Source organism: Streptomyces sp. RKAG337 (genome assembly GCF_023701715.1).
Classification (GTDB): domain Bacteria; phylum Actinomycetota; class Actinomycetes; order Streptomycetales; family Streptomycetaceae; genus Actinacidiphila.
Genome location: NZ_JAJOZA010000001.1, coordinates 4,066,833 through 4,090,388 on the forward strand (window position 1 = coordinate 4,066,833; position 23,556 = coordinate 4,090,388).

A 23,556-nucleotide genomic window follows, 5' to 3' on the forward strand; every position below is an offset into this window, starting at 1 on the left:
CCGGGCCCGGGCCCGTTCCCGAGCACCTGGCAGGCGATGGCCCGCCCCGCGTTCGTCCTGTCCGCCCGGCCGTGGCGGTCCGCGGCGTATCTCCTCACCGGCGGACTCGCCGGCGCCGTCGCGTGTGCCCTCCTGGTCCTCGGCACGGCCGTCGGCGGATCGCTCGCGCTCGTCCTCGTCGGGCTGCCGCTGCTGGCCGCGCTCGCCCTGGCGGGCCTGCCGTTCGGTGCGCTGGAACGCCGCAGGCTGCGCTGGATCGACCCCCGGCCCGCGCCCAGCCCGCACCGGGCGCCGGACCGCACCGGCCTCGCCGCCTGGGCGCGGCTGCGGTTCCGGGAGCGCGCCACGTGGTGGGAGCTGGGCTACACCGTCCTCACCGCCTTCGTCCTGTGCTGGTGCGACCTGCTGGTCGTCGGGTTCGCCCTCGTCGTTCCCGGCGCGCTGCTGGCCACGCCCGCACTGCTGGCCACCGAGGGCGAGGTGCACGTCCTCAAGACGCTGCACATCGACTCGTACGGCAACGCCTGGGCGCTCGCGCTCTTCGGGGCCGTGCTGCTGCTCGCCTTCTCCTATCCGCTGACGGCGTTCGCCGGGGTGCGGGCCGAGCTCGCCCGTTTCCTGCTGGTGCCGGGCGACGACAGCTCACAGCGCCGGATCAGCGAACTCACCGACTCGCGGGTCCGGCTCGTCGACGCCTTCGAGGCCGAACGGCGCCGCATCGAACGCGATCTGCACGACGGTGCGCAGCAGCGTCTCGTGGCGCTCTCCATGACGCTCGGCCTGGCCCGCCTCGACGCGCCGCCCGGCAGCCGGCTCGCCGAGCAACTGGAAGTGGCGCACCGGGAGGCCGGCCAGGTCCTCACCGAGCTGCGCGAACTCATCAACGGCATCCATCCGCAGATCCTCACCGACCGCGGCCTGCCCGACGCCGTCGCCGACGCCGCCGACCGCTCCCCGGTGCCCGTCGACGTCTCCTTCGACCTCCCGGGCCGACTGCCCGACGCCGTCGAGGCCGCCGCCTACTTCGCCGTCTGCGAGGCCCTCGCCAACGTCGCCAAACACAGCGGCGCCACCCGGGCCACCGTCACCGGCGGCCACGACGGCACCCACCTCGACGTACGGATCCACGACAACGGACGCGGCGGCGCAGGCGAAGCGAACGATGCCGCGACGAACCCCGCGCAGCAGGGCGGCACGGGTCTCACCGGCCTCGCCGACCGCGTCTCGGTCGTGGCCGGCACCCTCGCCGTCACCAGCCCACCGGGCGGCCCGACCCTGCTGCACATCCGCATCCCGGCCCGGGTCTCAACTCCCTGACCCGCGGCCCGAGCGGCGCCCCCGCACCCGCCCCGCCCTCAGTGGTGGAACGCCGTCGCAACCCCTGCCGGGCGGTCCAGGGGGCCGTCCTGCTGGCGGAGTTCGGGGAGGAGGCGGGAGAGTTCCTCGATGAGGAGGTCGGCGAGGTCGTCGGAGAAGCCGTTGCGGCAGACCACGCGCAGGACGGCGAGGTCCTCGCGGTCCGCCGGGTAGGTGTAGGCGGGGACGAGCCAGCCGCTTTCGCGGAGTCGGCGGGAGACGTCGAAGACGTCGTAGTTCTTGATCTCGTCGGTGGTGGTGAAGGCGAAGACCGGCAGCTCGTCGCCTTTGGTGATCAGCTTGAAGTCGCCGAGCGCCTCGATGCGGGAGGCCAGGGACATCGCCACGTCCCGGCTGGTCTGCTGCACGGCGCGGTAGCCGTCGCGGCCCAGCCGCAGGAACGTGTAGTACTGCGCCACGACCTGCGCGCCCGGCCGGGAGAAGTTGAGGGCGAAGGTCGGCATGTCGCCGCCGAGGTAGTTGACGCTGAAGACCAGCTCCTCGGGGAGGGCGTCGTGGTCGCGCCACAGTGCCCAGCCGACGCCGGGGTAGACCAGCCCGTACTTGTGGCCCGAGGTGTTGATCGAGGCGACGCGGGGGAGCCGGAAGTCCCAGACGAGGTCCTCGTCGATGAAGGGGGCGACCATCGCGCCCGACGCGCCGTCCACATGGACCGGTACGTCCAGGCCGGTTCGTTCCTTGAGCGCGTCGAGGGCCGCGCAGATCTCCGCGACCGGTTCGTACGATCCGTCGAAGGTCGATCCGAGGACGGCGACTACGCCGATCGTGTTCTCGTCGCACAGCGCCACGGCCGACTCGGCGTCCAGGTGCAGCCGGTCGCCCTCCACGGGCACCAGCCGCGCCTCGACCTCCCAGAACGCGCAGAACTTCTCCCAGCACACCTGCACGTTGGCGCCCATGATGAGGTTCGGCCGGGCCGTCGCCGGATAGCGGTCCGCGTTGCGGTTCGCCCAGCGCCGCTTGAGGGCCATACCGGCGAGCATGCACGCCTCGGAGGAGCCGGTCGTCGAGCAGCCGATGACCTGCTCGGGGTCGGGCGCGTTCCAGAGGTCGGCGAGCATCGTCACGCAGCGCCGCTCCAGCTCGGCGGTGCGCGGGTACTCGTCCTTGTCGATCATGTTCTTGTCGCGGCACTCGACCATCAGGACGTCGGCCTGCGGTTCCATCCACGTGGTGACGAACGTCGCCAGGTTGAGCCGGGAGTTCCCGTCGAGCATCAGCTCGTCATGGACCAGCTGGTACGCGGTGTGCGGCGACATCGGCCCGTCCGGCAGCCGGTGCTTGGGCGGCGCGGTGCGCATGCTGCCGATCGGGTCGGCGTCGCCGTAGAAGAACGGGTTGACCGCGAGCGGGCGGGAGTCCCCGGCTCCCTTGTGCAGCGCCATCAGAGGGTGGCCGGGCGGCGGACGACGGCGGCGTTCACGTGCGTGCTCATGATGTGCCTCCTCAACGGGTTCCCCACGGGACGATACGGCGCCCGTGGCCGTCCCGCCTGTCGGGAATCCTGTCAGGAATCCTGTCAGGAATGAGGTCAAGGAAGAGGTCACCCGCGCCCCTCCCGCGCGCGGTCAGACCGTGCTGGCCAGCGACAGCTTCGCCGCGAAGCCCAGGAAGAGCGCCCCCGCGCCCGCCGACAGCCCCGCCGTCAGCCGCCGGCGCCGCCGGAAGGCCGCCGCCAGGTAGGTGCCGCTGAAGATGAGCACCGTCAGATAGGTGAAGCTGAACAGCTGGGCCCAGGCGCCGAGCGCGAGGAACGACAGCGCCGGGTGCGCGTACCCCGGGTCGACGAACTGCACGAAGAAAGCGACGAAGAACAGGATCGCCTTCGGGTTGAACAGACTGACCACCAGCGCCCTGCGGAACGGCCGCTCCGCCTTCTCCTGCTTCGCGGGCCCGCCCTCCCCGTCCCCGGCCGCCGCGTTCCGTTCGGTCCGCCCGCGCCACAGCGCCACGGCGCCGCGCAGCATGCCCGCCGCGAGCCAGGTCAGATAGCCCGCACCGGCGAACTTGACCACGGTGAACGCCACCGGGCTGGCCTGCAGCAGCGACGCCACCCCGCCCGCGGACAGCGTCATCAGCACGGTGTCGCCGCACAGCACCCCGGCCGCCGCCCGGTAGCCGGTGCGCGGCCCGAGCCGGGCCGCCACCGAGACCACGTACAGCGAGTTCGGCCCCGGCAGCAGGATGATCAGGGCCAGCCCCGCCAGGTACGTAGAAAGATCAGTTATCCCGAGCATGCGAACAAGTGTGGCACTTGCACCTCACGCGACGTGAGGCGTCACCGTGGACCCCGGAAGCGCGGCAGCGCGGAAGCGCGGCAGAGCAGAGGAAGAGCAGCGGAAAGGAGCGGGGAAGCGATGGGCTACTCCGTGGGAGAGGTCGCGGGCTACGCCGGCATCACCGTGCGGACCCTGCACCACTACGACGAGATCGGGCTGCTCTCCCCGGGCGGCCGCAGTCACGCGGGCCACCGGCGGTACGACGACGCCGACCTCGACCGGCTGCAGCAGATCCTCTTCTACCGGGAGCTGGGCTTCCCCCTGGACGAGGTCGCCACCCTGCTGGACGACCCGGCCGCCGACCCCTCGGCGCATCTGCGCCGCCAGCACCGGCTGCTGTCCGACCGGATCAACAGACTCCGGGAGATGGCGGCCGCCGTCGAACGAGCCATGGAGGCGAAGAAGATGGGCATCAACCTCACACCCGAGGAGAGGTTCGAGGTCTTCGGGGACCACGACCCCGACCAGTACGCCGAGGAGGTCGAGCGTCGTTGGGGCGACACCGACGCGTACGCCGAGTCGCAGCGCCGGGCCGCCTCGTACACCAAGGAGGACTGGCTGCGGATCAAGAACGAGGGCGACGATCTCAACCGGCGGTTCGTCGCGCTGATGGACTCCGGCGCGGCACCGGACTCCGCCCCGGCGATGGACCTCGCCGAGGAGCACCGCGAGCAGATCCGGCGGTTCCACTACGACTGCACCTACGAGATCCACGTCGGGCTCGCCGAGATGTACATCGCGGACCCGCGCTTCACCGCCACCTACGACGCCGTCCGCCCCGGCCTGGCCGGGTACCTCCGTGAGGCGATCCTGGCGAACGCCGTCCGCAACGTCTGACGGAGTTCACCACCGAAAGCGGCGGCTACACGCGGACCAGCACCACCGCGGTGCCGTACGCGCACACCTCCGTGCCCACGTCGGCCGCCTCGGTCACGTCGAAGCGCATCATGAGCACGGCGTTCGCCCCGCGGGCCTGGGCCTGCTCGACGAGCCGCTCCATCGCCTGGTTGCGGGTCTGCACCAGGGTCTTCGTCAGACCCTTCAGTTCGCCGCCGATCATCGACTTGAGCCCGGCGCCGATCTGGCTCCCGATGTGCCGGGAGCGCACGGTCAGCCCGAACACCTCGCCGATCACCTTCTCGACCCGGTAGCCGGGCGCTTCGTTCGTGGTCACCACCAGGACGTCGGACTGGTCCGACTGTCCGCCGCCGAAATCATCGATACCCATGAGGGAACGGTTACCCCTGAAAGCGGCGGCCGCACCCCGGACTACTCCAGTCGCGACGCCGCACTACTCCAGTCGTGGCTGTTCCGCGGGCGCCGGGCAGATCCGGCGGCCGGTGTTGTCGAAGACGTAGAGGTGCGCCAGGTCCACCAGCAGCGGGACCCGGTCCCCGGGCCGGACCCGGATGTCGGGCCCGGTACGCACCACCAGGTCGCCGGTCGGCTGCTCCGCGCGGTCGGCCGGCGGCGGGTCCAGCACCTTGACCGAGCCCGCGCTGTCCGGTTCCTGGAGCAGTCCGGGGAACCGTCCGGCGGCCTTGCGCGCCAGCTTCCCCAGTCCGCCGGGCCCGGCGGCCGCCCGCCGGGCCGCGGAGCGGGTGCGCTGGGCGGGCAGCCGGGGCGCCTCCAGCTCCGGCACGACCGCCGGCTTCGCGCCGGTGTTCAGATGCACCAGGCACTCGTGCCCCTGGTACTCCACGTGCTCGACGATGCCGCTGAGCACCACCTCGCCCGCGTGCGCGCTGCTCGGCGCCGCGATCCGGACCGCCTCGGAGCGCAGTCCGACGATGATGTCGCGACCCTGCTGGATGCGGAGCATCTGGTGGTCCAGGCTCAGCGGCTCCGGCAGTCCCAGCCGCTGCCGCCCGAAGTCGATCCACATGCCGCCGCCCAGCGGCGCCAGCACCGTGGCCTGCAGCAGATTGATCCGCGGCGTCCCGATGAACGCGGCGACGAACACGTTCACCGGCAGGTGGTACGTGTCGCGCGGGCTTCCGACCTGCTGCAGCACCCCGCCGCGCATGACCGCGACGCGGTCGCCGAGCGACATGGCCTCCGCCTGATCGTGCGTCACATACACGGTGGTGACGCCCATTCCACGGGTCAGCCGGGCGATCTCGGCGCGTAGATGTGAGCGCAGCTTGGCGTCCAGGTTCGACAGCGGCTCGTCCATCAGGAACACCGACGGGTGCCGGGAGATGGCGCGGCCCATCGCGACCCGCTGCCGCTCGCCGCCGGACAGCTGCCCGGGGTAGCGGTCCAGGATCTCCTCGATGCCCAGGATCCGCGCGGTCTCCTCGACCCGCGGGTTCTGGTCCTCGCCGGGCATCTCGAAGCGCAGCGGGAACCCGATGTTCTGCCGGCTGGTCATGCTCGGGTAGAGCGCGAAGTTCTGGAAGACCATCGCCATCCGGCGGTCGCCGGGCGCGAGGTTGTTCGCGTACTCGCCGTCGAGCAGCAGCTCCCCGGAGCTGATGTCCTCCAGCCCGGCGATCATGCGCAGCACCGTGGACTTGCCACAGCCGGAGGGACCGAGCAGCACCAGGAACTCGCCGGGGGGGATCTCCAGGGAGAACCGGTCGACCGCCGGGGCGGGCTGCTTGGGGTAGGTCTTCGAAAGATCGTGCAGGGATATGGCGCGCGTCATAACAGGATCCGCCAGAAGGTTCAGATGCTGCGACAGGAGACTTGCCAGTGGTGCACGCGTGGCGTTGCGGAGAACGTAATGCACCGCCCGTGCGTTGGGGAACGTTTCGGCCAAGACCGTTGGCGCGATCTCTACGTCGCGGATCTTTCACCGACCCGTCACGGAGTCCGCACGGACGGGAGCCGGCCGTCACGCACAGGGGGCGCAACGATTCGGTTGGTACTTTTAAACGGTGACCAACATCGCCCTGGGCCCCAGCTGGCTCGATCCCGACCACCTGATCAACTCGTTCGGCCTGTGGGGCGTGCTGTTGATCGTCTTCGCAGAGTCGGGCCTGCTGATCGGATTCTTCCTGCCCGGGGACTCGCTCCTCTTCACGACCGGACTCCTGGTCGCGGGCGGCACCCTCAAGACCCCGCTGTGGCTGGTGACGGTGCTGATCATCGTCGCCGCCATCGTCGGTGACCAGGTCGGCTTCCTCTTCGGCCGCAAGGTCGGGCCCTCGCTCTTCCGGCGGCCGGACTCCCGGCTCTTCAAGCAGGAGAACATCGAGAAGGCGCACGAGTTCTTCGAGAAGCACGGTCCGAAGTCGATCGTGCTGGCCCGCTTCGTGCCGATCGTCCGCACGTTCACGCCGATCATCGCCGGCGTCAGCCGCATGAACTACCGGACCTTCGTCACCTACAACATCATCGGCGGAACGCTCTGGGGCGGCGGCGTCACCCTCCTCGGCTACTGGCTCGGCCAGATCGAGTTCGTCCACAAGAACATCGAGCTCATCCTGGTCGCGATCGTGCTCGTCTCGGTCGTCCCCATCGCCATCGAGTTCCTCCGGGCCCGCGCGAAGTCGAAGAAGGAGGGCCCCCGGCCCCCCGCGGACCTGCCTCCGCCGCCCGTCGGCACCGCCGGCCGGGGCGGCCGCCACCGGGCCAAGTAGCGGAGGGCCGGCGTCCGCCGCCGGTGCGGTGAGGGGGGTGGGAATCGCGGTGGGTGCCGTGCGCCCTGCACACTGATCACCGGAGGTGGTCGGTCAACGTGTCGGACGAAGAGAAGCCGGACTCGGACGAATCGCGGTCGGAGTTCACCCCGCCCGTGGGCGTACCGCTGCCGCCTGCCCCGGAATCCGACAGTTCGACGACCTCGGAGTTCGCCGCGCCGACCGGGGTGGAGCTGCCGGCCGGGCCCGAGGCGGAGGGGTCCGCCTTCACCGCGCCCGCCTCCTCCGCCTCCTCCGCCTCCTCCGCCGCCTACGGCGCCGGCAGCAGCGGAGCGGGGAACGCGTTCACGCCCCCCGACGGGATCCCCGTCATACGGCTCACCAAGGGCGTCGTCCCCTGGCAGGACCGGATGCGCGAGCTGGTCCGGATGCCCGTCACCGAGCGTCCGGTGCCCGAGCTGCCCGCGGACAAGCCGGAGGCCGGCCCGCCGGTGCCCCGCGTGCTCGACCTCACCCTGCGTATCGGCGAGCTGCTGCTCGCGGGCGGCGAGGGCGCGGAGGACGTCGAAGCGGCGATGTTCGGCGTCGCGCACGCCTACGGCCTGGCCCGCGTGGAACCCACCGTCACGTTCACGCTGCTGGGCATCTCGTACCAGCCGTCCCTCGTCGAGCCGCCGGTCAGCGCCAGCCGCACCGTGCGCCGCCGGGGCACCGACTACACACGGCTGGCGGCCGTCTTCCAGCTCGTGGACGACATCACCGCGCACGAGGCGACGCTGGAGGACTCCTACGGCCGGCTCGCCACCATCCGCCGCAACCGGCACCCGTACAGCGGCTGGGTGCTGACCGGCGCCGCCGGGCTGCTGGCCGGCTCGGCGAGCATCCTGGTCGGCGGTGGTCCGCTGATCTTCTTCGCGGCGGCGCTGGCCGCGATGCTCGGCGACCGGCTGGCCTGGCTGTGCGCCGGGCGCGGGCTGCCGGAGTTCTACCAGTTCGCCGCCGCCGCGATGCCGGCCGCCGCGATGGGCATCGTCGTCAACCTCTACGCCGACCACCTGCCGGGCGCCACCGACCTCCAGGCGTCCGCGGTGATCACCGGTGGACTCTTCACGCTGCTGCCGGGACGGGCCCTGGTGGCCGGTGTCCAGGACGGCCTGACGGGGTTCTACATCACCGCGTCCGCCCGCCTGCTGGAGGTCATGTACCTCGTCGTCGGCATCGTCTTCGGCGTGACGATCGTGCTCTACGCGGGAGTGCGGCTGGGCGCCGACTTCGACCCGGAGCAGGCGCTGCGCGCCTACGACCACCCCTGGGTGCAGCTGCTGTCCGCGATGTCCCTCACCCTGGCCTTCGCGGTGCTGCTGCAGTGCGAGCGCGGTGTGCTGCTGCTCGCCATGCTCAACGGCGGTGTCGCCTGGACGGTCTACGGGGTGCTCCACCAGCAGCTCGGCGCCAACCCGGTCGTCGCCACCGCGGCCGCCGCGGGCCTGGTCGGCCTCTTCGGCCAGCTGATGGCCCGCTACCGGTACGCGTCGGTCCTGCCGTACGTCACGGCCGCGATCGGCCCGCTGCTGCCCGGCTCAGCGACGTACTTCGGGCTGCTCGCCTTCACCCAGAACCACACGGCCGAGGGGTTCGCCTCCCTGACGAAGGCCGCGGCGCTCGCGCTCGCCGTCGCCATCGGTGTGAACCTCGGCGGGGAGATCGCCCGCATGTTCCTCAAGACCCCGGGCTCCGCCGACCCGGCCCGGCGCCGCGCGGCCAAGCGCACCAGGGGCTTCTGAGCGGCGGCGGAACGCGCGAACGCCGGGCCGGCCCGTGAAGGGCCCGCCCGGCGTCCGGCAGGTCTGCGTGTCAGTGGCTGTGGAAGGTCTGACCCGAGTCCTTCAGGCGCTTGTACGACGCCTCGATCTCGGCCTCGGCCTCGATGCGGCCGACCCAGTTGGCGCCCTCGACGGACTTGCCGGGCTCCAGGTCCTTGTAGACCTCGAAGAAGTGCTGGATCTCCAGGCGGTCGAACTCCGACACGTGATGGATGTCACGCAGGTGCTCCACACGCGGGTCGGACGCCGGCACGCACAGCAGCTTGTCGTCGCCGCCCGCCTCGTCGGTCATACGGAACATGCCGACGGCGCGGCACTTGATGAGGCAGCCGGGGAACGTCGGCTCATCGAGGATGACCAGCGCGTCCAGCGGGTCGCCGTCCTCGCCGAGGGTGTTCTCGACAAAGCCGTAGTCGGCCGGGTAACTGGTCGAGGTGAAGAGCCGGCGGTCCAAGCGGATACGACCGGTCTCGTGGTCCACCTCGTACTTGTTCCGGGAACCCTTCGGGATCTCGATCGTGACGTCGAACTCCAAGGCCCTACTCCTCCATGATCAGCACATACTTCTGGTGGTTAAGTGTCTCCCACGCAGGTGTGTGGTCGCGAAAGGGGCTGGTCGGGGGTGCCGGACGCCAGAACATGGCAGGTAGTGGCGGGGTCGGCCGCAGTCGGACTGACCGTTTCCTTCGCGGCGGTGGCCGTGGCCGGACCGTGGGAGTCGGGCCAGCGTACGGCGGAGCGGGCGGCGGCCGCCTCCCGGGGTCACCAGCCGGACGGCCGCACCGTCCCCGGGTCCCGCCCGGGGCCGGCCGCCGAGGCCGCGGCCCCGCCCGCCGCCAGGGTGCTCACCGCGCCCGCCACCGACCCGGCGACGCTCCCCACCCAGCAGGCGCTCGCGGCCCGGCTCGCCCCGCTGCTGCGCGACCCGGCCCTCGGCCCGCTGCGCACCGGCGCCGTCATCGACGCGGCGACCGGCAAGCTGCTGTACGGCTCCGGCGCCGCGACCCCGTCCGTGCCGGCCTCGACGATAAAGATCGCGACGGCCGCCGCCGCGCTGTCGGTCCTCGGCCCCGACCACCGAATATCCACGACCGTGCTGGCCACCGGACCGCACACCACCGTGCTCGTGGGCGGCGGGGACCCCACCCTCACCGCCGCCGCGCTGCGCACCCTGGCCGACGACACCGCCCGCGCCCTCACCGCGCGCGGCACCACCGCCACGTCGCTCGGCTACGACCTCTCGCTCTACTCAGGACCCGTCCAGCATCCGATAGGCCGCAACGAGAACATCGCGCCGGTCACCTCACTGATGCTCAACGAGGGGCGCCTCGACACGAGCGACCACGGCCCCGCCGACCGCTCCACCGACCCGGCCGCCGACACCGCCACCACCTTCGCGAAGCTGCTCCGGGCGCGTGGCATCAAGGTGACGGGCACCCCCGCCGGCACACCCGGCGCCGCGGCCGGCACGCGGCTCGCCACGGCCGCGTCCGCGCCGCTGTCCGCACTCGTCGAACGGATGCTGACCAACAGCGACAACGACATCGCGGAGGCCCTCGCCCGGCAGACCGCGATCGCCGCGCACCTGCCCGCGAGCTTCAGCGGCGCCCAGCAGGCCGTCACCGCGGCGCTGGGCCGGCTCGGCCTGCCGCTGGCCGGGGCGAAGTTCACCGACGGCAGCGGCCTCAACCGCGCCGACGCGCTGTCCGCGGAACAACTCGCGCGGCTCCTCGCGCTGGCCGCGTCACCCCGGCACCCCCAACTGCGGCCGATCCTCACCGGTCTGCCGGTCGCCGGCTTCTCCGGCACCCTGTCCGACCGGTTCCGCGGCGGCCCCGCCTCCGGAGCCGGCCTGATCCGCGCCAAGACCGGCACCCTCACCGGCGTCAACGCCATCACCGGCACCGTCGTCGCCGCCGACGGCCGGCTGCTCACCTTCGCGTTCCTCACCCAGGGCACCACGTCCGCGACAGCGGCCCAATCCGCCCTGGACCGGCTGGCGTCCGCCCTCGCCGCCTGCGGCTGCTGAGCCCCGCCTCAGCCCCTTCTCAGCCCCCGTCCCGGCCGCGCCTCGGGACCCCGGGCGTTATCCGACCCCCAAAGCGGGAGCGGCAACGTACCGTGAAGGCATGACGAGCATCGGTGGTGCCGAGATGGTCGACTGGAATCTCGCAGTGGCGACCGCACAGCGGTTGATGCGGCCGGGACCTGAGGTCAGCGGGGACGAGGCGCGGGCGATCGTGGCCGAGTTGCGCAAGCACGCGCGCTCCTCGGAGGAGCACGTGCGCGCGTTCACCCGCATGTACGGGGACGCTGAAGCCCAGACGAACGGCACGCCGGTGCTGATCGTCGACCGGGTCGGCTGGGTGAAGGCGAACGTCGCCGGCTTCCGGGAGATCCTCAAGCCGCTGCTGGGCAAGATGCAGGACCGCCGCCCCGGCGGCATCGGCGGCATGGCGCTGGGCACCGTCGGCGGCAAGGTCACCGGCGTCGAGGTCGGGATGCTGCTGTCGTTCCTGGCGTCCCGGGTGCTCGGCCAGTACGAGACCTTCGCCCCGGCCACCCGCGAGCTGCCGGCCGGCCCCGTCGTCCCCGGCCCGGGGGAGCCCCGCGCGGGCCGCCTGCTGCTCGTCGCGCCGAACATCGTGCACGTCGAGCGGGAACTCGACGTGGACCCGCACGACTTCCGGCTGTGGGTGTGCCTGCACGAGGAGACGCACCGCACGCAGTTCACCGCCGTGCCGTGGCTGCGCGACCACATCGAGGGCGAGATCCAGTCCTTCCTCGGCGAGACCGAGATGGACGCCTCCACCGTCATCGACCGCTTCCGGGAGGCCGCCCAGTCCTTCGCCGCCGGTGGCGGCGCGAAGGAGGAGGACGAGGCCGACGAGGGCCGCAGCCTCGTCGATCTCGTCCAGACCCCCGCCCAGCGGGAGATCCTCGCCCGGCTGACCGCCGTCATGTCGCTGCTCGAGGGCCACGCGGACTACGTGATGGACGGCGTCGGCCCCGACGTCGTGGCGTCCGTCGCGGAGATCCGGGAGAAGTTCCAGCAGCGCCGCGCCAGCGGCGCGGGCCGCATGGACCAGGTGCTGCGCAAGGTGCTGGGGCTGGACGCGAAGCTGCGCCAGTACAAGGACGGCGAGCGTTTCGTGCGCGCCGTCGTGGACGAAGTGGGCATGGACGGCTTCAACCGCGTCTGGACGTCGCCCAACACGCTCCCGACGAAGTCGGAGATCGCCAAACCGGCGGACTGGGTCGCAAGGGTGCACCGCCGTAGCGATTCGTGACCACCCGACGCCTCCCGGTTCACCCGTCCGAGGGACCGTAAGCGCAGGGTAAGGCGTGCGATGCTCGGGTACTGCCCCAGCTTCTGTCACCATCTAGCTACTTTGCGTTATCACCCTCACAGCCTCCATAGGAGGGAACCGGACATGGGTCCCCACCCCACGGTCGCCGCGATACGCCTGGCGGTCCGCCGCGTACTTCACGACGTCCTCATCGCCACCCCCGCCCCCAACCCGCTCGTCCTCGCCGCCTGCAGCGGAGGCGCCGACTCCATGGCGCTCGCCGCGGCTCTCGCGTTCGAGGCCCCCAAGCTCGGCGTGCGCGCCGGGGCCGTCACCGTCGACCACGGGCTGCAGCCCGGCTCGACCGGACGGGCCCTCGAAGTCGCCGCGCGCCTGCGCGGCCTCGGGCTCGACCCCGTGGACGCCGTCGGTGTCACCGTCGGCCGCCAGGGCGGACCCGAAGCCGCCGCCCGTGACGCCCGCTACGGCGCGCTGGACGCCACCGCCGACGCCCGCGGCGCCGCCGCCGTCCTGCTCGGCCACACCCGTGACGACCAGGCGGAAACGGTGCTGCTCGGCCTCGCCCGCGGCTCCGGCACCCGCTCGCTGTCCGGGATGGCCGCCGTGTCGGGCGCCGGCGGCCGCTACCGCCGCCCGTTCCTGCTCCTCGACCGCGACACCGTCCGCAAGGGGTGCCTGGCCCAGGGCATCGACGTGTGGGAGGACCCGCACAACCACGACCCGGCGTACACCCGCTCCCGGGTCCGCCACGAGGCGCTGCCGGTGCTGGAGAAGTCCCTCGGCAAGGGCGTCATCGAGGCACTGGCCCGCACCGCCCAGCTCTCCCGTGACGACGCCGACGCCCTGGACCAGTGGGCGGCCACCGCGGAACGTGATGTTGCCGACGGCGACGGCGCCCTGGACGCGGACCGGCTGTACGTCCTGCCGGCCGCCGTCCGCCGCCGGATCCTGCGCCGTGCGGTCATCGCCGCCGGTTCCCCGCCCGGATTCCTGTTCGCCCGCCATATCGAGGAGGTCGACCGGCTGGTCACCGACTGGCGGGGGCAGAAAGGTCTCAACCTGCCGGGCGGCGTCGAGGCCCGTCGGCGCAATGGCAGACTGTTCTTCTCACCGTCGTAGACCTTGAGGAACCAAAACAGGTGAACGAGAACGACATGGGCACCGATCTCGAAAAGGTGCTCATCACCAAGGAAGAGATCGACGCCAAGCTGATCGAGCTTGCCGCGAAGATCGACAAGGACTACGCCGGGAAGGACCTGCTGATCGTCGGCGTGCTCAAGGGCGCGGTGATGGTCATGGCGGACCTGGCACGCGCACTGTCCACCAACGTGACGATGGACTGGATGGCGGTGTCCTCCTACGGCGCCGGCACGAAGTCCTCGGGCGTCGTCCGCATCCTCAAGGACCTCGACACCGACATCGCCGGCCGTGACGTGCTGATCGTCGAGGACATCATCGACTCCGGTCTGACGCTGTCCTGGCTGATCAGCAACCTCGGCTCGCGCGGCCCGGCCTCCCTGGAGGTCTGCACGCTGCTGCGCAAGCCCGAGGCGGCCAAGGTCGAGATCGATGTGAAGTACACCGGCTTCGACATTCCCAATGAATTCGTCGTCGGTTACGGACTCGATTTCAACGAGAAGTACCGCAATCTCCCATTTGTCGGAACACTCGCCCCGCACGTATACGGCGGCTGACGCCCCGTTCGTCCGAGGATGTCCCCGTTCGGCGCAGCCCGTGCCGACAACGGGGAACCCCGCACCGTTTCCCGCCGTTGGAGCAGGGGAAGCCGGGATTGTTAACGGTTGGCGGCCGCCTCGGTGGACAATGCTGAGGTACCGTCCGAAGGTCGGGTCATACACCGGATGTGCGCGCGGCCATCGAGCCGCGCTGCCTCACTGTGGCAGGAGGGACGGGGCGTCCGCGCCCCGCATGGATGGACGTCAAGCGCTATTTCCGTGGGCCAGTCATGTGGATCGTGCTGGCTGTCATCGCCGTGGTCGTCCTCATGCAGGTCGTCGGCTCCTCCGGCGGCTACAAGACGGTGGACACCGGCCAGGTCGTGCAAGCGATCCACAGCAAGGACAACATTCTCAAGTCGGCGGAGATCACCACCGGCGACGAGCAGATGATCAAGGTCGAGCTCGTCGACGGTGCCAAGGTCGGCGGTAAGGACCTGGGCACCAAGCTCAAGGCGAGCTACGTCAGCGCCGACCAGAGCACCGCCATCGCGGCTGATCTCCAGAAGAAGGTCGACGGCGACACGAGCACGGGCACCCTGCCCGACGGCTACACCGTCTCGCCGTCCAAGCAGAACGCGTTCGTCAGCATTCTGCTGTCGTTGCTGCCGTTCGTGCTGATCGTCGTGGTCTTCCTCTTCCTGATGAACCAGATGCAGGGCGGCGGATCCCGCGTCATGCAGTTCGGGAAGTCCAAGGCCAAGCTGATCACCAAGGACACCCCCAAGACCACGTTCGCGGATGTGGCCGGGGCGGACGAGGCGGTCGAGGAACTCCACGAGATCAAGGAGTTCCTGCAGGAGCCGGCGAAGTTCCAGGCCGTCGGCGCCAAGATCCCCAAGGGCGTGCTGCTCTACGGGCCGCCCGGTACCGGAAAGACCCTGCTGGCCCGCGCCGTCGCGGGTGAGGCCGGCGTGCCGTTCTACTCGATCTCGGGCTCCGACTTCGTCGAGATGTTCGTGGGTGTCGGCGCCTCGCGTGTCCGTGACCTGTTCGAGCAGGCCAAGGCGAACGCTCCGGCGATCGTCTTCGTCGACGAGATCGACGCCGTCGGCCGGCACCGCGGTGCCGGTATGGGCGGCGGTCACGACGAGCGCGAGCAGACGCTCAACCAGCTGCTCGTCGAGATGGACGGCTTCGACGTGAAGGGCGGCGTCATCCTGATCGCCGCCACGAACCGGCCGGACATCCTGGACCCGGCGCTGCTGCGCCCGGGCCGCTTCGACCGGCAGATCGCCGTGGACCGCCCCGACCTCATGGGCCGGCTGGAGATCCTCAACGTCCACGCCAAGGGCAAGCCGGTCGCTCCGAACGTCGACCTCCGGGCCGTCGCTCGCCGCACCCCCGGTTTCACCGGCGCGGACCTGGCGAACGTGCTCAACGAGGCCGCGCTCCTGACGGCCCGCGGGGACCGCAAGCTGCTCGACAACGAGACCCTCGACGAGGCGATCGACCGGGTCGTGGCCGGACCGCAGAAGCGGACCCGGATCATGTCCGAGAAGGAGAAGAAGATCACCGCGTACCACGAGGGCGGACACGCCCTGGTCGCCGCGGCTTCTCCGAACAGCGACCCGGTGCACAAGATCACGATCCTCTCCCGCGGCCGGGCCCTCGGTTACACGATGGTCCTGCCGGACGAGGACAAGTACTCGACGACCCGCAACGAGATGCTCGACCAGCTCGCCTACATGATGGGCGGCCGGGCGGCGGAGGAACTGGTCTTCCACGACCCGACCACCGGCGCCTCGAACGACATCGAGAAGGCGACCGCGACGGCGCGCGCGATGGTCACCCAGTACGGGATGACCGAGCGGCTCGGCGCGATCAAGTTCGGCTCGGACAACGCGGAGCCGTTCCTGGGCCGTGACATGGGTCACCAGCGCGACTACTCGGAAGAGGTCGCCGGGCTGGTCGACGAAGAGGTCAAGAAGCTCATCGAGACCGCGCACAACGAGGCGTGGGAGATCCTGGTCGAGAACCGCGACGTTCTCGACAACCTGGTTCTGGCGCTCCTGGAGAGGGAGACGCTGAACAAGGAGGAGATCGCCGAGATCTTCAAGGCCATCGTCAGGCGCCCGCCGCGTCCGGCGTGGACCGGGTCCTCGCGGCGTACGCCGTCGACCCGCCCGCCGGTGCTCTCGCCGAAGGAGCTGGCGCTCACCAACGGCAGCCAGTCCGCCAACGGCAGCAGCACCGCCACCCCGGCCATCGAGAAGGCCACCGAAACGGTGGAGCTTCCCGAGGACTCGGGCAGCGGTACCGACAGCTGACCACCGGAAACGGTCGGCGTCAGCCGGCCGGCGAAGGTGGTCCCGGAATGCAGGCCGCGTCCCCAGGGTTTTAGCCTTGGGGGCGCGGCCTTCCGCTTTCGCCCGCACATCAGGATCCGCAGGTCCGTACGAGGAACGAGGCACAGATGACCGACCCGGTGACGCTGGATGGCGAGGGGGCCATCGGTGAGTTCGACGAGAAGCGCGCCGAGGCCGCTGTGCGCGAGCTCCTCATCGCGGTCGGCGAGGACCCGGACCGGGAGGGCCTGCGGGAGACGCCGAGCCGGGTGGCCCGCGCGTACAAGGAGATATTCGCCGGCCTCTGGCAGGAGCCGGAGGACGTCCTGACGACGACGTTCGACCTCGGGCACGACGAGATGGTGCTGGTGAAGGACATCGAGGTGATGTCCAGCTGTGAGCACCACCTGGTGCCGTTCGTCGGTGTCGCGCACGTCGGCTACATCCCGGCCGCCAGCGGCAAGATCACCGGGCTGTCGAAGCTCGCCCGGCTGGTCGATGTGTTCGCCCGCCGTCCGCAGGTCCAGGAGCGGCTCACCACGCAGATCGCCGACTCGCTGATGCGGATCCTGGAGCCGCGCGGCGTGATCGTCGTCATCGAGTGCGAGCACATGTGCATGACGATGCGCGGGGTGCGCAAGCAGGGCGCGAAGACCATCACCTCGGCGGTGCGCGGCCAGCTGCGGGACTCCGCGACCCGCTCCGAGGCGATGAGCCTGATCATCGGCCGCTGAGACCACCGACCGAAAAAAGCGGCCGGCCCCCTGATGACAGGGGGCCGGCCGCTTCGTCGTGACCCGTGGTCACCGAGCGGTCAGGCGACGCTCTTGACCACCCGCTCTGGCTCCGAGCTGTTGGCGTAGCAGGGCGCGCTGTGCGCGGCCCGCTTGGCCCGGCCCGGCAGGAACCGCTGGAGCGCGTCCGGCAGCGGCAGCGACAGGGTGACGAAGCCCTCCGCCTGCATGGCGGCGAAGCCGATCCGGGGGAGGTCCCGGGAGTTGCGGAACACCAGGAACCGCGGCACCCACTCCGGCTGGAACTTCGCGTTGAACTTGTACAGCGACTCGATCTGGAACCAGCGCGACAGGAAGACCAGCAGTCCCCGCCAGCCGCGCAGTACCGGCCCCGCCCCGATCCGCTCACCGCGGGCGAGCGCCGAGCGGAACATCGCGAAGTTGAGCGAGACGTTCTCGACGCCGAGCTCCGGAGCGTGCTGCAGCGCCTCGACGATCAGCAGCTCGTTGAGCCCCGGGTCGGCGCTGCGGTCGCGCCGCATGAGCTCCAGGGACATGCCGTCCTTGCCCCAGGGGACGAAGTGCAGCACGGCCCGCAGGTCGCCCAGCGGCGACTCGACGCCGTCCTCCCGCTCCTTGTGGGCGGTGACGACCACGCAGTCGCCGTCCTCGACGTCGCCGAACCGGCCCAGCGCCATGGAGAAGCCGCGCTCGGTGTCCGTACCGCGCCAGGCGTCGGCGGCCTGGCGGACCTGGTCGCGCTCGGCGTCGGACAGCTCGCGGACCCGGCGCACCTTGCAGGTGTAGCCGGACCGTTCGATGCGCTTGACCATCTGCCGGACGTTCCGCATCGCGCGGCCCTGCAGGGTGAAGGCGCTGGTGCGGACGATCGCCTCGTCGCCCAGTTCCAGCGCGTCCAGGCCCGTCTCGCGGGTCCAGACCTCGCCGCCGGTCTCGCTGCAGCCCATGACCGCCGGGATCCAGGCGTGCGCGCGGGCCAGTTCCATGAAGCGCTCGATGGCGCCCGGCCAGGCCTCGACGTCCCCGATGGGGTCGCCGCTGGCGAGCATCACCCCGGACACCACCCGGTAGCAGACGGCGGCCTTGCCGCTCGGTGAGAACACCACGCTCTTGTCGCGGCGCAGTGCGAAGTGGCCGAGGGAGTCGCGGGCGCCGTGCTTGGCCAGCAGCTCGCGCAGCTGGTCCTCGTCGGCGCCGCTGAGCTCGGCGACCGGCCGTGCCGGACGCAGGATCAGATACGCGGTGGTGCCGGCGATCAGGAAGCCGAGCCCGCCGAGCGAGTAGGCCACGACATCCGAGGCCCGGTCACTCGTATAGCTCACCGGGCCCTCGAAACCGAAAAGCCCGTACAGCACGTGCTGCAGTCGCTCGATCAGGCTGGGATCGCCCATCTCGACGCGGGGGTGGGCGCTGACGATCAGCAGCCCCAGCGCGAGGGCGACGACGCTGAGCAGCACGAAGTTGGCCGCGGCCCGCCAGCGGGTGCGCGGGTCCGACAGCGCGTTGAACTGCGCCCGGTGGACGATCAGCAGCGCGAACAGTCCCAGCGAGACGATCGCGCCGACCCCCGAGTGCCGGTAGACCAGCTGGGTCGCCGCGCCGGTCGGCAGCAGCAGCACCGCCGCCCACCAGGCGCGCACCTTCCCGCGTTTGAGGCCATGAGCCAGCATCAGCAGCAGGATGCCGGTGACCACCGACCCGGCCGCCGCGAGGGAACTCATGGTGCCGGGAAAGACCATCGCCATGTGGTGCATCCGGCCGTTGCGGAAACCGGGGAACACGCCGGAGACGACGTCGAGCAGCCCCACCACGGCCCCGGCGGTACCGACGACCGAGGGGACGGAGGAGGAGCGGAGGAACCGCGGACGCCGCGTGCCGGCGTTTGCGCGATCAGTAGACACGGGCACCTGCCCAGGGAACCCGGAAGCCGAGTTCTCCATCTACCTGTACAGACATGGGTCACCAAGCCCCAACATTGCGGGATATGTTCCGCAAACAGCTCTCGTTAATGAACAATTTGCGCCCTCTAGGACGCGAAGAAAGGCCCTTAGGTTCCGTCAGAAGGAGCCGGAACCGGGCCGCGGACAGGAAAGTACGTCACTCGACATGGGTCTCACCAGTAAGAAGGTTCTACTGCTGGCGGTCATAGCCGCGGTAGTGCTGTTCGTGGCCACCGTATGGCTCTGGCCGCGGCTGTCCAAGCGCAGCCTCCCGGCGGTGCTGGGGCGGGTCGGCATGATGCTCTTCACCCAGTTGTCGATGATCGCGGCGCTCGGGCTCGCCGCCAACTACTCGTTCGGCTTCTACGCCTCCTGGGCCGACCTGTTCGGACAGGAGTCCGAGCCGGGCGTCGTCGTCAACCACTCGGGAGCCGCGAACCAGCTGCAGGTGGTCGGGCACAAGTACGTCAACGTGCCCGGTGGTTCGGTGCCGAAGGTCGGCGGCCAGATCCAGAAGGTGGTGTTCCAGGGCGGTGCGTCCGACATCACGACCCCGGCGTACGTCTATCTGCCGCCCGAGTACTTCCAGGACGCCAAGCGCAGGTTCCCGGCGTCCGTGATCCTCACCGGGTACCCGGGCACCGCCGAGGCGCTGTTCAAGAAGATGAAGTACCCGTCGATCGCCCACCAGCAGGTCCTGGACGGCAAGGCCAAGCCGACCATACTGATCATGATGCGGCCGACGGTGGCCCCGCCACGGGACACCGAGTGCATGGACATCCCCGGCGGCCCCCAGACGGAGACCTTCTTCACCAAGGATCTGCGCGCCGCCGTGTCCGGCCACTTCCGGGTCGGCACCAACGCCCGGAACTGGGGGATCATGGGCGACTCCACCGGCGGCTACTGCGCCCTGAAGCTCACGATGCGGCACCCCGAGGCGTACTCGACCGCCGTCGGCCTGTCCGCCGACTACAAGGCGCCGCGCGACCGGACGACCGGCGACCTGTTCGGTGGCGACAAGAAGCTCGAACTCCAGAACAACCTGCCGTGGCGGCTGAAGAACCTGCCGCACCCGCCGGTGAACCTCCTGGTGACCAGCAGCAAGAAGGGCGAGCCGAACTACCGGGAGACGCTGAAGCTGATCGGCGACGCGAAGGCGCCGATCCACATGTCGTCGATCATCCTGGAGAGCGGCGGCCACAACTTCAACACCTGGGGCCGGGAGATCCCGCCCGCCCTGGAGTGGCTGAGCGGCCGGCTCAGCGACCAGTAGTCGACCGGCCAGCGCCTACGCTGGGCGTATGAATACGCTGCGGGGCTTCGTGGACGGTCTTCCTGAGTGGGACCGCTGCGCGGTCATGGGCGTGGTGAACGTCACGCCGGACTCCTTCTCCGACGGCGGCCAGTGGTTCGACCCGGAACTGGCCGTCAAGCACGGTATGGACCTCGTGGCGTCCGGCGCGGACATCGTGGACGTCGGCGGGGAGTCGACCCGGCCCGGGGCGGCGCGGGTCTCGGAGGCCGAGGAGCTGCGCCGGGTGATCCCGGTGGTGCGGGAGCTGGCCGCCGCGGGGGTGCTGGTCAGCGTGGACACGATGCGCGCCGCGGTCGCCGGGCAGGCGGTCGCGGCCGGTGCGCGGCTGGTCAACGACGTGAGCGGCGGCGGCGCCGACCCCGCGATGATCCCGGTGGTCGCCGACGCGGGGGTGCCGTTCGTCGTCATGCACTGGCGCGGGCAGAGCATCGACATGAACAACCGGGCGGTCTACGGCGACGTGGTCGCCGAGGTCGTCGCCGAACTGCGCGAGGGCTGCGAGCGCGCGGTCGCCGGCGGCATCGACCCGCGCCGGATCATCCTCGACCCGGGCCTCGGTTTCGCGAAGAACGCCGAGCACGACCTGGCGCTGATGGCGCACCTCGGCCGGCTGCGCGAGCTGGGCCGCCCGCTGCTGGTGGCCGCGTCCCGGAAGCGGTTCCTGGGACGGGTGCTGGCCGGATCGGCCGGGGATCCGCCGCCGGCCAGGGAGCGCGACGCGGCGACCGCCGCGGTCTCCGCGATCGCCGCCCGTGAGGGCGCCTGGGCGGTACGGGTGCACGAGGTGCACGCGAGCGCGGACGCGGTGCGGGTCTCGCGGGCCATCGAAGGCGCGGCGGGCGCGGCGGGTGCCGCGTGACGCCTCGTACGGCGGAGGCCGCGAAGGTCGAGGAGGCGAACCAGGCGTTCTACGACGCGGTCGAGACCTCGGACCTGGACGCGCTGGAGGAGATCGTCCTGACCGGGCCGCTGGCCGAGACGGTCTCCGTGGTGCACCCGGGGTGGCCGGTGCTGCGCGGGCGCGGCGAGGTGATGCGCTCCTATGCGCTGATCATGGCGAACACCGAGTACATCCAGTTCTTCCTGACCGATGTCGAGGTCGCGGTCGACGGTGACACGGCCCTGGTCACCTGTACGGAGAACATCCTGACCGGGGGACCGGCCGAGGAGGACGGCTCGGCGGGCACCCTGGTCGGCGCTCTGGTGGTCGCCACCAATGTGTTCCGGCGCACACCGGAGGGCTGGCGGCTATGGGTGCACCACGGGTCTCCGGTGCTGGCCGACGGTGACGACGACGATGAGGACGCGGCCGGACCCGGCGCCTGAACCACACCGTCCGACCACCCCGCGTTCACCCACCCGGCCCGGGATCCGGCCGTGTTGGCGACCTCGTCACCCGTTCGCGCCAAGAATCCGCCGACGGACGGGTAGCGGACCGGCTGATGGGTAAAGGGCTGGAGTCCGCCCGCTCTGACCTGCGCCGGACCGGCCCCGGACAACCCGTCGGCACGTGCTGTCGGTAGTCGCGGGTAGATTCGATTCCGGGCGGGCCCGTACACATGGCGGGACCCGGCCCGTCCGTCCGAACAATCAGCAGGAGTGATCTCGTGGATCGTGTCACGCTGCGCGGCCTCAAGGCCCGCGGTAACCACGGCGTGTTTCCCAGGGAGCGCGAGGAGGGCCAGACCTTCGTCGTGGACCTGGTGCTCGGCCTGGACACGGCTCCTGCCGCGGCCGGGGACGACCTGACCAAGACCGTCCACTACGGCGTGGTGGCCGAAGAGGTCGTGGATGTCGTCAAGGGCGAGCCGGTCGACCTGATCGAGACCCTCGCCCAGCGCATCGCCGACCAGTGCCTCAAGCACGAGGCGGTCCAGGAGGTCGAGGTCACGGTGCACAAGCCGGACGCCCCGATCACCGTTCCGTTCGACGACGTGACCATCACCATCACCCGGAGGCGCCCGTGAGTTCCGACCCCACCGTGCAGCCTGTCCACCCGTCCGTGGTGGCGCAGGTCGACGCCGCCGACACGACGCTGCACAACCCCCAGCGGGCCGTGATCGCACTGGGCAGCAACCTCGGCAACCGGCTGGAGACCCTGCAGGGCGCCATCGACGCCCTGGAGGACACCCCGGGCGTGCGCGTCAAGGCGATCTCGCCGGTCTACGAGACCGAGCCGTGGGGTGTCGAGCCCGGCAGCCAGGCCAACTACTTCAACGCGGTGGTGCTGGTGAAGACCACCCTGCCGCCGTCCTCCCTGCTGGAACGCGGTCAGGCGATCGAGGAGGCGTTCCTGCGGGTGCGCAGCGAGCGCTGGGGCCCGCGCACCATCGACGTCGACATCGTTGCCTACCAGGGCATCGTCTCGGAGGATCCCGACCTGACGCTGCCGCACCCGCGCGCGCACCAGCGGGCCTTCGTTCTCGCGCCCTGGCACGATGTGGACCCGTCGGCGGAGCTCCCAGGACACGGCGAGGTGGCAGAGTTGCTCGCAGCGGTCGGCGACGCCGGCGTGCAGGCCCGCGGTGATGTGGAACTCAGGCTGCCCGAATAAGCGTTAAGCGGTCGGGCACGGCGGGCGCCACCGGCACCGACCGCACCACCAGCAGGACCACAACCAGCAGATGAACCATGTGAGGGGCGAACACTCGGTGAAGGCGCTGCGCATCAGAACGCTGCTGGGGCTGTTCGCGGTGGCGGGGGTGCTGTCCTGGGCCGGCGCCAAGCTGTGGGACTCGCTCGGCACCCTGCCGAGCGTCCCGCTGGCCGCGCCCATCGTGCTCGCGCTGATCGCGGTGGTGCTCACCGCGACCGCCCTGTCGCTGCGGACCCGGCTGCGCGCCCAGCGGGACCGCGTGCCCGGCGCCAAGGGCGTCGACCCGCTGCTGGCGGCGCGCGCGGTGGTCTTCGGCCAGGCGAGCGCGCTGGTCGCCTCGCTGGTCGCCGGGATGTACGGCGGTACCGGCGCCTTCCTGCTGATGTACCAGTTCGACGTCCCGCCGCGCCGGGACCAGGCGGTCTACGCGGGCTTCGCGGTGCTGGCCGGCCTCGCGGTCGTCGCCGCCGCGATCTTCCTGGAGCGGGTCTGCAAGCTCCCGGAGGATCCGGAAGACACCGCGCCCGGCATCTGAGACGCGAGCTCAAA

Annotated in this window: 22 protein-coding genes; 16 read left to right on the plus strand and 6 right to left on the minus strand. The window is 70.8% G+C overall.

The window, feature by feature from the left end; genetic code table 11:
* The first annotated feature begins 36 nt into the window (after positions 1-36).
* Positions 37-1,317 carry a sensor histidine kinase gene (locus LNW73_RS18155; protein ID WP_250992955.1) on the plus strand — a complete coding sequence of 427 codons (1,281 nt, stop codon included), beginning with the start codon at positions 37-39 and terminating at the stop codon, positions 1,315-1,317.
* A gap of 38 nt (positions 1,318-1,355) precedes the next feature.
* Here the strand turns inward: LNW73_RS18155 and LNW73_RS18160 are convergent, their stop codons facing one another.
* Complete coding sequence (locus tag LNW73_RS18160) at positions 1,356-2,762, minus strand: glutamate decarboxylase (protein WP_250990624.1); 1,407 nt, start codon at positions 2,760-2,762, stop codon at positions 1,356-1,358.
* Between the two features lie 183 nt (positions 2,763-2,945).
* Positions 2,946-3,614, minus strand: a complete 669-nt coding sequence (gene leuE, locus LNW73_RS18165; protein ID WP_250990625.1) for a leucine efflux protein LeuE — start codon at positions 3,612-3,614, stop codon at positions 2,946-2,948.
* 120 nt (positions 3,615-3,734) lie between these two features.
* Between leuE and LNW73_RS18170 the strand changes: the two genes are divergently transcribed.
* Complete coding sequence (locus LNW73_RS18170; RefSeq protein ID WP_250976465.1) at positions 3,735-4,493, plus strand: MerR family transcriptional regulator; 759 nt, start codon at positions 3,735-3,737, stop codon at positions 4,491-4,493.
* Positions 4,494-4,518: 25 nt separating this feature from the next.
* Here LNW73_RS18170 and LNW73_RS18175 read toward each other — a convergent pair whose 3' ends face one another.
* Complete coding sequence (locus LNW73_RS18175; protein WP_250976464.1) at positions 4,519-4,884, minus strand: YbjQ family protein; 366 nt, start codon at positions 4,882-4,884, stop codon at positions 4,519-4,521.
* Positions 4,885-4,947: 63 nt separating this feature from the next.
* On the minus strand, positions 4,948-6,306 hold the full coding sequence (locus LNW73_RS18180; protein ID WP_250990626.1) for an ABC transporter ATP-binding protein: 1,359 nt from the start codon (positions 6,304-6,306) through the stop codon (positions 4,948-4,950).
* A 232-nt stretch (positions 6,307-6,538) separates the two neighbouring features.
* On the opposite strand from LNW73_RS18180, the gene LNW73_RS18185 reads away from it, so the two are divergent.
* Both LNW73_RS18185 and LNW73_RS18190 read left to right on the plus strand, forming a co-directional pair.
* Entirely contained in the window at positions 6,539-7,243 is a 705-nt protein-coding gene (locus LNW73_RS18185) for a DedA family protein (RefSeq protein WP_250976463.1), read from the plus strand.
* Between the two features lie 98 nt (positions 7,244-7,341).
* Entirely contained in the window at positions 7,342-9,027 is a 1,686-nt protein-coding gene (locus tag LNW73_RS18190) for a threonine/serine ThrE exporter family protein (protein WP_250990627.1), read from the plus strand.
* A gap of 70 nt (positions 9,028-9,097) precedes the next feature.
* Here the strand turns inward: LNW73_RS18190 and LNW73_RS18195 are convergent, their stop codons facing one another.
* Positions 9,098-9,601, minus strand: coding sequence for an inorganic diphosphatase (locus LNW73_RS18195; protein ID WP_138355876.1), 504 nt, complete (start codon positions 9,599-9,601; stop codon positions 9,098-9,100).
* 87 nt (positions 9,602-9,688) lie between these two features.
* On the opposite strand from LNW73_RS18195, the gene dacB reads away from it, so the two are divergent.
* The 6 genes from dacB to folE all read left to right on the plus strand — a co-directional run bounded on the left by dacB (position 9,689) and on the right by folE (position 17,135).
* A complete protein-coding gene (gene dacB / locus LNW73_RS18200; protein WP_250990628.1) occupies positions 9,689-11,095 on the plus strand; it encodes a D-alanyl-D-alanine carboxypeptidase/D-alanyl-D-alanine endopeptidase in 1,407 nt (468 codons plus the stop codon).
* Between the two features lie 100 nt (positions 11,096-11,195).
* Entirely contained in the window at positions 11,196-12,356 is a 1,161-nt protein-coding gene (locus tag LNW73_RS18205; protein ID WP_250976460.1) for a zinc-dependent metalloprotease, read from the plus strand.
* A gap of 144 nt (positions 12,357-12,500) precedes the next feature.
* A complete protein-coding gene (gene tilS, locus LNW73_RS18210) occupies positions 12,501-13,496 on the plus strand; it encodes a tRNA lysidine(34) synthetase TilS (RefSeq protein WP_250976459.1) in 996 nt (331 codons plus the stop codon).
* Between the two features lie 35 nt (positions 13,497-13,531).
* Positions 13,532-14,071, plus strand: coding sequence for a hypoxanthine phosphoribosyltransferase (gene hpt / locus LNW73_RS18215; RefSeq protein ID WP_138355918.1), 540 nt, complete (start codon positions 13,532-13,534; stop codon positions 14,069-14,071).
* Between the two features lie 239 nt (positions 14,072-14,310).
* The gene (gene ftsH / locus LNW73_RS18220; RefSeq protein ID WP_250976458.1) at positions 14,311-16,383 is read left to right on the plus strand and encodes an ATP-dependent zinc metalloprotease FtsH; all 2,073 of its coding nucleotides are present in this window, start codon (positions 14,311-14,313) and stop codon (positions 16,381-16,383) included.
* A 146-nt stretch (positions 16,384-16,529) separates the two neighbouring features.
* A complete protein-coding gene (folE, locus tag LNW73_RS18225) occupies positions 16,530-17,135 on the plus strand; it encodes a GTP cyclohydrolase I FolE (protein ID WP_138355881.1) in 606 nt (201 codons plus the stop codon).
* An 80-nt stretch (positions 17,136-17,215) separates the two neighbouring features.
* Here folE and LNW73_RS18230 read toward each other — a convergent pair whose 3' ends face one another.
* Complete coding sequence (locus LNW73_RS18230; protein ID WP_374117289.1) at positions 17,216-19,096, minus strand: phosphatidylglycerol lysyltransferase domain-containing protein; 1,881 nt, start codon at positions 19,094-19,096, stop codon at positions 17,216-17,218.
* Between the two features lie 166 nt (positions 19,097-19,262).
* On the opposite strand from LNW73_RS18230, the gene LNW73_RS18235 reads away from it, so the two are divergent.
* The 6 genes from LNW73_RS18235 to LNW73_RS18260 all read left to right on the plus strand — a co-directional run bounded on the left by LNW73_RS18235 (position 19,263) and on the right by LNW73_RS18260 (position 23,542).
* On the plus strand, positions 19,263-20,369 hold the full coding sequence (locus LNW73_RS18235; protein WP_250976456.1) for an alpha/beta hydrolase: 1,107 nt from the start codon (positions 19,263-19,265) through the stop codon (positions 20,367-20,369).
* A 28-nt stretch (positions 20,370-20,397) separates the two neighbouring features.
* A complete protein-coding gene (gene folP / locus LNW73_RS18240) occupies positions 20,398-21,270 on the plus strand; it encodes a dihydropteroate synthase (RefSeq protein ID WP_250990629.1) in 873 nt (290 codons plus the stop codon).
* Positions 21,267-21,737 carry a nuclear transport factor 2 family protein gene (locus LNW73_RS18245; protein ID WP_250990630.1) on the plus strand — a complete coding sequence of 157 codons (471 nt, stop codon included), beginning with the start codon at positions 21,267-21,269 and terminating at the stop codon, positions 21,735-21,737. Before folP ends, LNW73_RS18245 begins: the two co-directional genes overlap by 4 nt.
* Positions 21,738-22,018: 281 nt before the next feature.
* The gene (gene folB, locus LNW73_RS18250) at positions 22,019-22,378 is read left to right on the plus strand and encodes a dihydroneopterin aldolase (RefSeq protein ID WP_138355885.1); all 360 of its coding nucleotides are present in this window, start codon (positions 22,019-22,021) and stop codon (positions 22,376-22,378) included.
* Positions 22,375-22,965, plus strand: coding sequence for a 2-amino-4-hydroxy-6-hydroxymethyldihydropteridine diphosphokinase (gene folK / locus LNW73_RS18255; protein WP_250976452.1), 591 nt, complete (start codon positions 22,375-22,377; stop codon positions 22,963-22,965). The genes folB and folK overlap by 4 nt, the downstream gene beginning before the upstream one ends.
* Before the next feature lie 97 nt (positions 22,966-23,062).
* Complete coding sequence (locus LNW73_RS18260) at positions 23,063-23,542, plus strand: DUF3180 domain-containing protein (protein WP_250980216.1); 480 nt, start codon at positions 23,063-23,065, stop codon at positions 23,540-23,542.
* Positions 23,543-23,556: the final 14 nt, after the last annotated feature.